Annotated in this window: 14 protein-coding genes; 6 read left to right on the top strand and 8 right to left on the bottom strand. The window is 64.4% G+C overall.

The features are described 5' to 3' along the window. Positions 1–2: 2 nt before the first annotated feature. Positions 3–623, bottom strand: coding sequence for a dihydrofolate reductase family protein (locus tag CXR00_RS04005; RefSeq protein ID WP_104053199.1), 621 nt, complete (start codon positions 621–623; stop codon positions 3–5). Between the two features lie 68 nt (positions 624–691). After that, complete coding sequence (locus tag CXR00_RS04010) at positions 692–1,255, bottom strand: acyl-CoA thioesterase (RefSeq protein WP_104053200.1); 564 nt, start codon at positions 1,253–1,255, stop codon at positions 692–694. Positions 1,256–1,330: 75 nt separating this feature from the next. On the opposite strand from CXR00_RS04010, the gene CXR00_RS04015 reads away from it, so the two are divergent. Next, entirely contained in the window at positions 1,331–1,564 is a 234-nt protein-coding gene (locus tag CXR00_RS04015) for a DUF2945 domain-containing protein (protein WP_104053201.1), read from the top strand. Positions 1,565–1,585: 21 nt separating this feature from the next. On the opposite strand, the gene CXR00_RS04020 is transcribed toward CXR00_RS04015, so the two are convergent. The 6 genes from CXR00_RS04020 to CXR00_RS04050 all read right to left on the bottom strand — a co-directional run bounded on the left by CXR00_RS04020 (position 1,586) and on the right by CXR00_RS04050 (position 6,838). Continuing rightward, positions 1,586–2,971 (bottom strand): HNH endonuclease signature motif containing protein, encoded by a 1,386-nt coding sequence (locus CXR00_RS04020; protein WP_104053202.1) that lies wholly within the window; start codon positions 2,969–2,971, stop codon positions 1,586–1,588. A 207-nt stretch (positions 2,972–3,178) separates the two neighbouring features. Beyond that, a complete protein-coding gene (locus CXR00_RS04025) occupies positions 3,179–3,451 on the bottom strand; it encodes a hypothetical protein (protein WP_181032463.1) in 273 nt (90 codons plus the stop codon). Between the two features lie 825 nt (positions 3,452–4,276). Then, the gene (locus CXR00_RS04035; RefSeq protein WP_104053204.1) at positions 4,277–4,825 is read right to left on the bottom strand and encodes a hypothetical protein; all 549 of its coding nucleotides are present in this window, start codon (positions 4,823–4,825) and stop codon (positions 4,277–4,279) included. Then, a complete protein-coding gene (locus CXR00_RS04040; RefSeq protein ID WP_104053205.1) occupies positions 4,822–5,049 on the bottom strand; it encodes a helix-turn-helix transcriptional regulator in 228 nt (75 codons plus the stop codon). Before CXR00_RS04040 ends, CXR00_RS04035 begins: the two co-directional genes overlap by 4 nt. A gap of 144 nt (positions 5,050–5,193) precedes the next feature. Next, positions 5,194–5,652, bottom strand: coding sequence for a hypothetical protein (locus CXR00_RS04045; protein WP_181032464.1), 459 nt, complete (start codon positions 5,650–5,652; stop codon positions 5,194–5,196). 10 nt (positions 5,653–5,662) lie between these two features. Next, positions 5,663–6,838 carry a M20 family metallopeptidase gene (locus tag CXR00_RS04050; RefSeq protein WP_104053206.1) on the bottom strand — a complete coding sequence of 392 codons (1,176 nt, stop codon included), beginning with the start codon at positions 6,836–6,838 and terminating at the stop codon, positions 5,663–5,665. A 241-nt stretch (positions 6,839–7,079) separates the two neighbouring features. Here CXR00_RS04050 and CXR00_RS04055 point away from each other — a divergent pair, with 241 nt between their 5' ends. From CXR00_RS04055 to CXR00_RS04075, 5 genes are read left to right on the top strand one after another with little or no spacing between them, the layout of a single operon-like run. After that, positions 7,080–7,442, top strand: coding sequence for a DUF6507 family protein (locus CXR00_RS04055; RefSeq protein WP_104053207.1), 363 nt, complete (start codon positions 7,080–7,082; stop codon positions 7,440–7,442). A gap of 4 nt (positions 7,443–7,446) precedes the next feature. Next, a complete protein-coding gene (locus CXR00_RS04060; protein WP_104053208.1) occupies positions 7,447–9,369 on the top strand; it encodes a hypothetical protein in 1,923 nt (640 codons plus the stop codon). Beyond that, the gene (locus tag CXR00_RS04065) at positions 9,369–9,995 is read left to right on the top strand and encodes a hypothetical protein (protein WP_104053209.1); all 627 of its coding nucleotides are present in this window, start codon (positions 9,369–9,371) and stop codon (positions 9,993–9,995) included. The genes CXR00_RS04060 and CXR00_RS04065 overlap by 1 nt, the downstream gene beginning before the upstream one ends. Positions 9,996–10,033: 38 nt before the next feature. After that, entirely contained in the window at positions 10,034–11,428 is a 1,395-nt protein-coding gene (locus tag CXR00_RS04070) for a sensor histidine kinase (RefSeq protein WP_181032465.1), read from the top strand. A gap of 58 nt (positions 11,429–11,486) precedes the next feature. Then, a complete protein-coding gene (locus tag CXR00_RS04075; protein ID WP_104053719.1) occupies positions 11,487–12,254 on the top strand; it encodes a response regulator transcription factor in 768 nt (255 codons plus the stop codon). Positions 12,255–12,299 lie beyond the last annotated feature (45 nt).

The raw sequence follows: 12,299 nt of genomic DNA on the forward strand, positions 1-12,299 counted from the left end.
GGTTAGAGACCGATGCGCGGCCCCATATCCGCGGTTCCGAAAGGGATCGGCCGCAGCCGCAGGTGGAAGGTACCGCTGTCCAGGGTTTCCGATTCGAGAACCTGGAACCCTGACGGCACGGACCCGGCGTCAAAGAGACGCTTTCCCGTCCCCACCACCACGGGAAAGACGAGCAGCCGGAACTCGTCCACCATGCCGGCATCGTGCAGTGATCTGGCCAGCCGGTGACTTCCGTGAACCTGAATCTCGCCGCGCCCGCGCTTCAGCGCCTCAACGGCATTGAGCGGGTCCCCGGGGAGAACCTGGGTGTTGTGCCACGTCGGGTTTTCCACGGTGGAGGAGACCAGGTATTTCGGAAGGTGGTTGAGGGCGTAGGCAACGGCGTCGTCCGGGTCGGTGACAAGCTCCCAGAAGGGCTGCATCATCTCGTAGGTATACCTGCCCAGGAGCAGCGAATCAGCCCTCGCCAGCCAGCTGTTAACAATCTGTCCCACCATTAGGTCATGGAGGTAAGGCGCCAGCCAGCCGCCGCGGTCAAAGCCTCCGGACAGGTCTTCGTCCGCTGAACCCGGGCCCTGCATCACGCCGTCCAGACTCAGGAAGATGTTGACGGAGAGTGTCATAAGGGCAAATTTACGCCGCGGCAGGGCGCCACCGGTATGACCACTGCACCTTTTGCCGCTCCGGGGCCTTAGCTCTCTGCCCCTTGGGCCCAGGCGTGCGGCGCCGGCCGGCGGGTGCTCGGGAGTGCGCCGTCGGCCCGCCACTGCCGAACCCACTCGGGCAGTTCCAGATCCGAGGGAGGCAGGACTCCGGCTGCTTTGAAGATCTCTTCGTTGCTCACCGGACCGTTCTTGGACACAAAACGTGCGGCAATGTAGGCACGTGCGTAAATCTCGCCGTCGGCCACCATGCGCTGCTCAATGTAGCTGGCGCGGTCATCGAAGCCGATAACCTTGGTTTCGATCGTGTACCGCTGGCCCAGCTGAAGGGATTTGCGGAAACTGATCGTCTCGTTGCCCACCACCGGGCTCCAGCCGTTGCGCCGCATGCTGTCCCAGAATCCGCTGCGGACCATGAGGTCGAAGCGGCCGAGGTCCATCAGCGAAAAGTACATGCCGTTGTTCAGGTGCATGGCGATGTCGATGTCGGTGGGAAGCACCCGCATCGGGAGCGAGGACGAATCGAAGAAGTCCAGTTTCGGACGCCGGCGGGAACGGAACAACACGAGAAGAGTGCGAAGAAGAAGGTGCATGGACGCTATATTACTGGTCAGTAACTTAGTGGGCTACCCATTGCCGTGGCGGAAACGGCTGCCCACACTGGTTTTATGACGAATTCACCCGACGCGAACCCGCGGTATGCCGTGGGCGACCAGGTTCGCTGGAACTACCGGGGATCGGATATTAGCGGCCAAGTCACGGAAATCCATACCGCTGACTTTGAGTTCATGGGCCGGGTCCGGGCCTGCTCCGAGGACGAGCCGCAGTACAAGGTCCGCAGCGACTCCTCGCACCGCCACGCGGTCCACAAGGGTTCAGCCCTCCGGGCGGCGGAGGACTGAAGCTTCCCTCGTGGTGCAGCCTTACGTATGTCCGGTTCCCGGAAGGGGCGGCGCGGTAGATCGGTAGACGTGGCCGGTGGGTGTGCGCGTTTCGACCGTATGCGGTTGGAGGGTGAGTGGTTCGCGAGCATGGGGCTGGATCGGGGGCTCTGTGACGACTGTGGATTTCCAGCCGGGTGCTTCTTTGGCCTGGTTGCAGGCCTCGCACAGTCCCTGCAGGTTGTCCGCTGTGGTGGGTCCGGCTTCGTGGAAGGGGCGGATGTGGTCGTAGTTCCGGATCGGCGCTCCGCACCACGGCATCCGGCAGAGTTGGTCGCGGACCGCGATGAACCGTGCCAGCCCGGACGGTACCAGCCGTGCCCGGGAGTCCATTCCCACGAGTTGGCCAGTGGACGGTTCCGTGTAGAGGCGCCGCAGCCAGGTGTGAACGGTTTTGTCGGGTTGGGTGTCCGGGCCAGGCGTGCATTGGGTGTCCGGTCCGCCCCGGACGAGGTTCCGGGCGGTCTGTGCGGGGATCATGCCGTAGCCGGGCAGCACGGCCGGTTCCGCGGATCCGGCGAGCAGGGTCCGGTCCGTCATGATCAGCTGCACCTCGATCCGCACGTCTTCGGCCCGGGCTTGTCCGGTGGTGCGTTCCACGAAGGTGTCGGCCATGATCTGGCCCTTGGTCCGGGGATCTCCGGCAGCGCGCTGCCGGTCCGCTTCCCGGGTCAGGGCTGCGTAAACGCCCACTCCCTGGGCCACGGGCAGTAGGGCGCTCACGTAGGTCATGGTGTCCGGTGCCGGACGGCAGGACACGAACCGTTCTGCGGTGGCTTTGGCGGTCCGGTTCACTACGGAGTGCGGGTCCAGGGTGTAGGCGAGGGTCTTGATCCGGGCGATGAGCTGCCGGTCGCCGAGTTGTTCCAGGGCGGAGAGGTTGCCGGCGACGAGTTCGTCCACGCGCTGCCGGTCCTCCCGGGTTAGGCACGCGGTTTCACGGACCAGGAGGGTGGCCCGCCATTCGCTGATGACCCCGGTGGTGAGGGCGTGCAGGGTGTGGGACATTTCCCGGGTCAGGATCCGGGCCAGACCGAGCAGCCGGTTTCCGCGGTGCGGGGATTCCCGGCGGGCGAATCCGATCTGCGCACCGACGCCCTTGCCGAGATCCTCGGCCCGGGCGCCGGCTGCAGCCTGGGTTCGGCGGGTGATGGCGTCGAACACCGCTGTTGCGCGGGCTTGGGCGGCGGACGCGGCTGCCTTGAGTTCTTCCAGTGCCCGGATCTGGTCAATCAATGCTGCCAATGCTGCCGGTGCCGCCGGCACAGAGCTCTCGGGATCCCGGCCCGTCACGGAAGGATCCGGGTCAGAGTTCCTGTTGGCCCAGACGTCATTGTGCGTTTCACGGCCCGACGCTTCCTCGTACATGTGTTCTATTTTAGTGCGCGGGTGACACCACGGACAGAGTGTAAGTACGGGCGTATTACTCGATTCATGTCCCCTGTGACGTAGACGGACAGCCTTCTGCGGGGTTGCAAGCGCTGCCATTCCGTCCGGTTCTTCACTCCCGATTACCGGCGCCGCCGGACACAGAGGCCGGGAGGCCCGACAGGGCATCCCGGCATCCGCAGCCCGCTAACCGGGTATCTGGATTCGAGCCGCTTCCTGAAGCATAGGGTCGGTCACAGTGACTGTGGCTTCCCCCGGCGCCATATCGAAGGAAACAAACCCGCGCGATTTGTCCCCCGGAAGCACATCCCCCGATCCAAGCTGCCCATCCGCGAACATATACATTTCGCCCTTACGCCCGTCGACATCCTTCGCATCAAAGTAGAGCGGGTTCGCCGTCGTTACTCCTTCCTCGGTTTCCCAGAGCACATCGTGGGAGTGCTGACTGACTTGTGCCATGGGCGTTTTTTGTTCTGGCGCGTGGGGAAATCTGGGACCTGTTGGATGTCAGGTTCGAGGATATGCATGACTGGTTGGACGGACTCGCTGCCGTAGAATACGTTGCACTCACCACCCATCACATTCCGCTGGGCACCGAAAAGAATCTTCCGGTCTGCACAGACTTGTCCCTCCGAGACCAGGACATCGTGAAGTTCATGTCGGAGGCCGCACAGAATCTTCGCCAGGGTGTCCACGGAGTCCGGGGTAGAAAAGCCACCAGTGGCGCTGGGGCATTGACGCCTCGAAGAGCGGGAACGATGTCCTCCTCAGCGCCGCGGACGCTTGGGTACCGACTCGGAGAACACGTGGCTGGTCCCGATTACGATCACCGACGGGCAGGTCGACACGACCCTTGATGAGGACTTCTTCAGCGGGTTCGACGACAAAAACCCCACCAGGTTCGCTCCTTCTACCGCCGACCCAAAGGATCCTCGCCCAACGCTCCCCGAACCGAATTCGTCAGCGGACACGTCCGAGGAGGACGCGGCGCATTCGCGGACATGAAGCTGCTTCCGGCGGTCACGATCCGTCGTCGTTAGTTCTATCGATGCAACGAGGGCGATGCTAAATCACTTCGTCTTCACCGGGCGGCGCCTTGGCGCCGCCGTCCGTGCCGTTCATCCAGAGCACCACATCCATCACGCGCAACTGGCTGCGGGTTAGTGAGCATTTCCGGAATCTGCACGTTTTGCCTCCCCAATGGTGGGCAGGGCAGCGGCCGCTCACCCATGGCCGATACTACAGATGAGGCCGGAGAAACGGCTCTAGGCGGACGCCGCCTGTCTAGTCTCCGCGCGCCGTCCGCACCCGGTTAGCCCGCCGGTAGCCGTGCACCCCGCCGATGATGGCCCCGGCTCCGCCGATCATGCCGCCGACCACGGCTCCCTGCGCCATCCCGCCAAAAAATCCTTCACCGGGGGTCACATCAAATTGCGGCGGGCTGATCAGCGGCTGGCCCGCGAACACGGTGTAGGCCATGGCCGCAAACGTAACCACCATGCCGATGCCAAAGACGGCGATGCCCAGCATCGTGGACCGGGCCCCGGCATTTTCCGCGAGCTTCTGCGGATTCACGCCGCGCCGCTTCGCGTACCAAAGCGCGGCGAGGGACGGAAGCATCGTCGTTAGCACCAACAGCGTCACGGGCAGCAGGAACAGCCCAAACACTGCGGCGATGAGGGCACCCACGAGGCCCGCATAAAGTCCGATCGTCAACCCGAAAGCATTCGACTCCATGAAGACGGACCGTTCCCGTTCGTCGCCGTAGGCGGGACTGTCCAGGTCCATGATTCGTTCGGCGGCTCGGTCGAGCCTGCTCGGCTTGCGTGTCATTTCCGGTCTCCCGCCTCGTCGGTGAACAGTTCCTCGACGGTCCCGCCCAAGGCGCGGGCAATCTTCAGGGCCAGATACACCGACGGGGCGTAGTCGCCCTGCTCGACGGCGATAATCGTCTGCCGGCTCACCCCCACCAGCTCGGACAGCTCTGCCTGCGTCATGCGCTGCTGCTTCCGACGCTCCCGCACCGGACTCGCAAAGTCAGCCTTTCGAGGAACCATACAGAAATGTTAGGGATCCTTGACATCCAAAGTCAAGGATCCCAGACATTTTCCTGGGCTTGGGCCAAGGCAGTCGCGCTTCGCTCCGTTCTGAGGAAAACCCGGTCGGTTCAGGCCGGGACCCTGCCCTCAAGCCCCCCGCCGCTACTTCGTCGCCGCAGCCCGCAGCGCCTTCCAGGCACCCGTGGACCACAGGGCCCAGATCACCAGCAGGGGCTGGAAGAACAGCCGGCCCAGACGCTTGCCGTCCGTATCCAGGCCAAAAGCATCAGTGTGTGTGACGTACTGCGAGATGTTGCCCGGGAAAATCACCACAAAGAACGCCGCTGCAGCCCATCCCACCGGCACCCGTCGCTTGCGGAGCAGAATCAGCGCCGCACCAAGACTGATTTCCGCCACCCCGGAAAGCAGCACCACGGCATCGTCATCCAGGGGCACCCAGTCCGGAACCTGCGCCTGAAACTCTGAACGGGCAAAGGTCAGGTGCGAGGTTCCGGCAAACGCCAGGAACGCGCCGAGAGCGATCGCGCCCAGCCGTCGGGGTTTCGACGTCGGCGGGGCAGGACGGGCCGCAGCCGCGGCAAGGCGTGAAACGAGAGACATGCGGCCAAGCCTACGTCAGGCGGTTGTAGGCCAGCTGGGCCAGTGCGGCGGCCTGATCACCCAGCACCGAGTCATCGAAAAGCACCCTCGGCGAGTGGTTCCAGGCCGCCGTTGCGGGATCCAATGACGGCGGTGTGGCACCCAGGAACAGGAAGGTCCCGGGGATTTCGTCCAGCACCAGGGAGAAATCCTCGGACCCCATCAGCGGATCCCGGGACTCCAGCACCCGGTCCTCGCCGAACAACCCCCGCAGGTCCGTAAGTGCCTCACGGGTGCGGCCGGCGTCATTGCGGGTGACGGGATAGCGGACGGTGAAATCGACGTCGACGCTGCAACCGTGCGCGGCAGCAATCCCTTCGGCGAGCGCCTTCGACTCCACAATCACCCGGTCCAGCGACTGCTCGGACAGTGTGCGCACGGACGCGCCCAGTCTGGCCGTATCCGGAATGACATTGATGGCGTCCCCGGCTTCCAGCTGCGTAACGGTGAGGACAATCGGATCGAAGACAGAGAACCGGCGGGTGGACATGGTCTGCAGCGCGGAGGCTATCTCCGTGAGCGCAGGGACGGGGTCGACGGCGGTCTGCGGCTGGGAACTGTGGCCGCCTGAACCTTTGACCGTAATGCGCAGCTCGTTTGCTCCGGCCATCAGCGTGCCCGGCTTGGTGCGGAAAACTCCCAGCGGACCGGGACGCACGTGGATCCCGTAGGCGGCAACGGGACGTTCTCCGGCGGCGTCGAGCACCCCCTCATCGATCATCAGGCTGGCACCGTTGTGGCCCTCTTCGCCGGGCTGGAACATGAAGATGACACTGCCGGCCAGGTCCTGCTGCTGAGCGCAGAGCAGCTTTGCGGCGCCAACCAGCCCTGCCACATGCAGGTCGTGCCCGCATGCGTGCATGTTTCCGTTGGTCGAGGCGTATTCCAGGTCCGTCAGTTCGGTCACCGGCAGCGCATCCATGTCCCCGCGCAGCAGGACGGCCGGTCCCGGCTCGGCTCCGCGCAGCACGGCGACTACGGACGAGGCCTTCAACCCCAGAGTGATTTCCAGGTCCAGGCCCTCCAGCGCAGCAACGATGCGGGACTGGGTCCGCGGGAGGTCGAGCCCGGTCTCCGGATCCTGATGGAGTTCGCGCCGCAGCGCCACAAGTTCCGGGAGGATCGCCTGTGCTTCAGAAACAAACATGCATTGAGTCCTGTCATCCGCGCTGATGCCCGGCCGCAGCAGCGGCAGGAGTGTTACTAAGGAGTAAACCATCCCTGTTGCCGAGGGCACAGCCGCCGCAGCGCTCCGGGACAGTCTCGGAAGCAACAGAACTGGACATGACCCGCGGAAGTTTTCCACAGCCGGCAGCATTGCGCTGCCGGTACGGAGCGTCCCTGCCTACTCTGTGCACACGAGTCTGGGCACACGAGGGGGCAAGCTCATGAACTATGACATTGACACAGCGGCCGTACAGGCTGTGCTCATGGCCGTTGCCGTCGAGGGCACGGCACTGAACGAGTCAGCGAACGCTGCCAGGCAGGCGGGCGACGACGCCGCGGCCGGGTTCGGCACGGCGCAGGAAGTGGCGGAGGCCTTCACCAACTTCTGGAAAACCCGGGAAGATGTGGCACAACGGGTTTCCAGCTTGGTGTTCCGCAAGGCAGACAGCGTCGCTGAAGCCGCCCAAGCCTTCGTCGCGGCCAACCAGGAGATGACGGACAGCGCCCATCAGGCTCTCGCCCGCATCAATACGGACTTTGCCGCCCCCGTGCCCCGGCACCGGCCGAAAACCCCTGTGGCCTGACACCATGGCATCCATCGACCCGGTTCTCCGCATCGACGTCCCCTGGGCGGAACTCACTGTTGCGGTGGAAGACATGCGGGCCAAGGCATCAACCATCCCGAGCATCCTGGATGCTGCATCCGCTGCCTGGAACGGGCTGCAGCAGGCATATCGCCACCCCGGCACCCAGGACCGGGTTTACGCTGCGCTCAAGGACCTGCGTGACCCCACAGTCGATTGGGCCGTGGCGCTGTCCTCCGCGTGCGCAGCCGTGCAGGATTTTGCGGCGGCCGGGCGGCCGCTGCAGCGCGAATCGGAGTCCCTCGAAGCCGAACGCGCCGGACTCCTGAGAACGGCCGCCGAAGCAGAAGACTCCAGCGCTGAGGACCAGGACTCCGCCGAACGCGCCGTGGCGGATTTCAATGACCGGGTCCGGTCCCTGCGGGACAGGTGGAACAGCCTTACTGCGAGCACAGCTGCAGAACTCGCCGGTATCACGGGAGGCACCGGAGACGGACTCCCGGTAACAGCCGCAATTGGCGGTCGAACACTCCCCGCGGTTGACTGGCTTCATCTGACTTCCACTCTGGACAACATCGGCGCAATCGATCCGGAAGCCGTGGTGGACTCCATCCTTCACCTGAACGCTGAAGAGCTCCGCGAGTGGGCCAAGGTCAATCCGGAGGCGGCCCTTGTCCTAGCGACAAACAAGATGCCCCACCACGGTCGGGATCCCGAGCGGACCATGGGCAACGTCAGCAGCTACGGTTACCGGCGCGAGCGGGGCAGCCTCGCCGCAACCCTGGCGCCGGAAGGCATCGCACTGATCCGGGAGACCTGGCTGAATCTGACGGACCTGGAACAAAAGCGGCTGCTGCTCCTGTACCCCGGCACGTTCGGGAACATGAACGGCATACCGATGGAACAGCGCGCCTTTGCCAATATCGTCACGGTTGCCGGGTTGCGCGAACAGGTCACCCGGCAGATGGCCGCTATGGGAGGTGAACCGGTTAAGAGCAGCTTCGCGCAGAACCCCGGGGAGCAGGCGCTGTACACCTCGCTTCGCTCCGTCTGGGACGAACTCAATAAAAAGAAGACGGGCCTGGACAATGCCGTGGAGAGTAACCGGCAGGTGGTGATGGCCAGTCTGGAGGGAGACGGCCGTATTGTCACCATGAACGGCACTCCGTCGCAGGACGCTAAAACCAGCACCATACTGGTCCCCGGCACCAGCAGCGACCTGTCGGCTCTGGAAGATTACTCCCTGCGGCTGGACAACATCACCTCGGACCGGGGGGCGGACGATGTCTCGTTCTACTGGCAGGGCACCGACCTTCCCAACGAGGTGCCGGACAACAGGTCCAGCTCTTACAACGAAACCGGGGGACCTCTGCTTGCCGGCTTCGACGCAGCCCTTGACCTTGAGTTGTCGCCGGAGACGAGAAGCACGTACATCGGGTACAGCGCCGGAGCCGCCCTTGTGGGGACCGCTGAACGCGAAGGACTCAATTCCACCAACATCATCTATCTCGCCCCTTCCGGTGCCGGCAACGAAGTCGACGGCGTGGAAGACACCCGAAACCAGAAAGCCCACCGGTATTGGATCCAGACCCGGGACGATCCCATTGTGCTAGCCCAGCTCCTCGGCGGCATTCCCCAGGGCGGAGACCCTCAACAGATGGATGTGGTGCGGCTGGAATCCGGGTTCATAGAGCACTCCAAGGGCGGCCCGTTGGTTTCGGGCCACGAGGAATACTTCTCACCGGACTCAACGGCCATGCTGAACATGCGCCGGGTGGTGCTCAATGAAGCCGTTTTTCCGTACATTCCTGATGAAGCCTTCGTGGATGAAGGCGGCATGTGGACGTACAGTCCATTACAAACCAGACCGCAGAATTACGCGGGAGAAAAAATGCCCTCGGTCCCCGTGGAAAGTGCAGGCCCCTGATGCAGGAACGTTCCTCGAAATCGCCGCGTCTCGCGGCCGCCGCACTGTTGATCTTCAGCCTGGGAGGCTGCACCTTGATTTCAGAAGCCGGAACACCCGATCCGTCCACCGCACCCTCGCGTCCCGCCGCCCAGGTGCTGCCCGAGCTGGAAACCATCCTGCCGGACCTCATGGCGCTCGGCGGCGAGGCGTCGCCGCTTGCCGTCCAACAGCTCAAGGAAGAATCCTGTCTTGACCCCCTGCAGGAGGACAACTGGAATACCCAGACCCGCGCCCTGGGGTGGCTGGTAGGCAGATTCACGGATCATGAGTCAGCCCAGGGAGCCATGGACGCATGGAAAAGCCACCTCGAGACAGGGGGGTGGGTCCAGGACGACGAGTTGCGCAACGCGCCGGAAACCAACGGCGATGTCCACGTCATGCGCTATCACCACGAGGACCTGCAGCTGAGTGCCCGCTACGACCATGCCGAACTTAACAGCAGCCGGAATGTGAGCGTCGTGATCACCAGCCCCTGCATGAAGAACCCCGAAGACCACCGGATGACCCGCTCCAAGCTGGACCCCGACTACGGCGTCAGCAGTAAGTACTATGACTCCGATGCCGAAAAGGCTGACCCCGCCTAGCCCCGGAAGACATGCCGTCCAGCCCTAGACTGTGTTCCATGATCGAGAGCGCGACCATAGGCGAGACCGCCCCGTCCCAAAGCACCGGTTGGGTCCGGGAGCGGCTGCGGAAGAAGAACGACGACGACTGGGAACGTCCGGCGCCTACGCCGGCTCAGGTGCGGCGGGACGTCATCGGAACCGCCGCCGTCATTCTGGTTGCCGCAATTGCGCTTGAAACCAGCCGCGGATTCGGCGCTGTGGGCGGGGAGGACCGTCCGTTCTGGCTCCAGCATCTGGTACTGGCGCTGATGGTGGTGCCTCTGGCTCTGCGGCGCCGCTTCCCGATCAGCGTCCTGCTGGTGTCCTCATTGCTTTTCTTTCTCCTGAGCACCTATATGCCGGCCATCAGCACCCAGCTCGCATTTCAAGCCGCGTATTTCGCCTCCATCTACTCGGCCGTGGCCTGGGCGCGGGACCGGAGGATGCTTCGGCTGGCACTGGCGGCGGTAATCGCGGCGATGGCGCTGTGGTTGATCCTCGGTTTCACCGTGTCCAGCGCCTATGACTCCTTTTTCGAAAACCTCAAAGAGAACGCCCCGGCAGGCGATGAAACCTACGGCGGTCTATTGCCTCCGCTGGCCTCCTACGCCGTGTACTCATTCCTGATCAATGCCGCCTTTTTCGGCGGAGCCATCCTGTTCGGTCTCACCTCCTGGCGCAGCGCGCACCAGCGCGAACGTCTCGCAGAACAGGCAGGGCAGCTGCGCGCCCAGTCGGCGGAGCTGGCGCACCAGGCGGTGGTGAATGAACGGCTGCGGATCGCCCGGGAACTGCACGACGTCGTCGCGCACCATATCGCGGTCATTGGCGTGCACGCCGGGGCGGCACGGCGCGTGATGGAGAAGAAACCCGAAGCCGCTGCGGGCGCCCTGCAAACCATTGAAGATTCAAGCCGTGAGGCGGTGCAGGAAATGCGTTCCCTGCTGGGCGTGCTGCGGGCCGGCGATGAGACCGATCCCGCCGGCGACGGCGCCCTTCGCCGGCCGGAACCGGGCCTTGCGGACCTGGATGCGCTGGTGGCCGAACATCTGGCCAACGGACTGCAGGTGACTTTCACCCGGGTGGAAGACACACCGGGGGCGCTCGACGCCGTCGCGGCTCCGCTGGCCCTGTCCGTCTACCGCACCGTTCAGGAATCCCTCGCTAACGTGCGCCGCCATTCCACCGCCGGTTCCGCCGTCGTTGCCCTGCGCAGCGGATCGACCGACGGCGTGCGCTGGCTCGAGGTGGAAACGGTCGACGACGGCCTTCCCCGGACGGGTGGACAGCCCGGCTCCGGATTCGGGCTGCGGGGAATCCGGGAGCGGGCGGCCCTGCACGGCGGCACTGCGGAGATTGGCCCCCGGCCAGGCGGCGGGTGGCGGGTACGCGTCCGCTTCACACAGCGTTGAGATTCCGTGCCGCGGGAGGAAAGCCCGCTAAGCTCGTTGCCGGGGGATGAGGGACACCATGAAACCAATTCACGTACTGCTCGCTGATGACCAGGCCCTGGTGCGGGCCGGCTTCGCGATGATGCTCTCCGTCGAGGACGAGATCCATGTGGTGGGCCAGGTGGCCAACGGCGCCGAAGCAGTGGAATTTGCCGCCGCCAACCCGGTGGATGTCATTCTGATGGACGTGCAGATGCCGGTTCTGGACGGAATCCGCGCCACGGAACAGGTGGTGCGCGCCGGCACGGCCAAGGTCATCATCCTGACCACTTTCGAACGCGAGGATTACCTCTTCGATGCCATCCGGGCCGGAGCGAGCGGTTTCCTGCTGAAGAATGCGGACCCCGATGACCTGGTGGCGGCAGTGCACGCCGTCGCCTGCGGCCACGCCCTGCTGGCTCCGGAAGTCACCATCCGCGTGATCGAGCGGTTCGCCCGGTCGCTCGAGTCCGAGTCCGAGTCCGAGTCCGAGGCTGAGTCCGGCTCCGAGGCAAGGGAAGCCGGAACGGCCCTTCCCGCCACGCCCGCCACGGAGCAGCAGAAGCTCCTGGACACCCTGACCTCCCGCGAGCGCGAGGTTCTCATCCAAATCGCCGCTGGCCGGAGCAACGCTGAAATCGCCCGGGAGATGTTCCTGGCCGAAGCGACAGTTAAGACCCATATCTCCAACCTGCTCGCCAAGATCCAGGTCCGTGACCGGGTGCAGGCGGTGGTGTTCGCCTATGAAAGCGGTCTCATCCTTCCGGGGGAGAACCCGTCGGATCCCGCTGCCCGCAGCTCCTCCTAGCCGGCAACGGTTCACCCGCACGGCCGATCCGCCGCCTTCCCGCCG

It is taken from the genome of Arthrobacter sp. 9E16, from assembly GCF_002929435.1.
Lineage (GTDB): Bacteria > Actinomycetota > Actinomycetes > Actinomycetales > Micrococcaceae > Arthrobacter_B > Arthrobacter_B sunyaminii.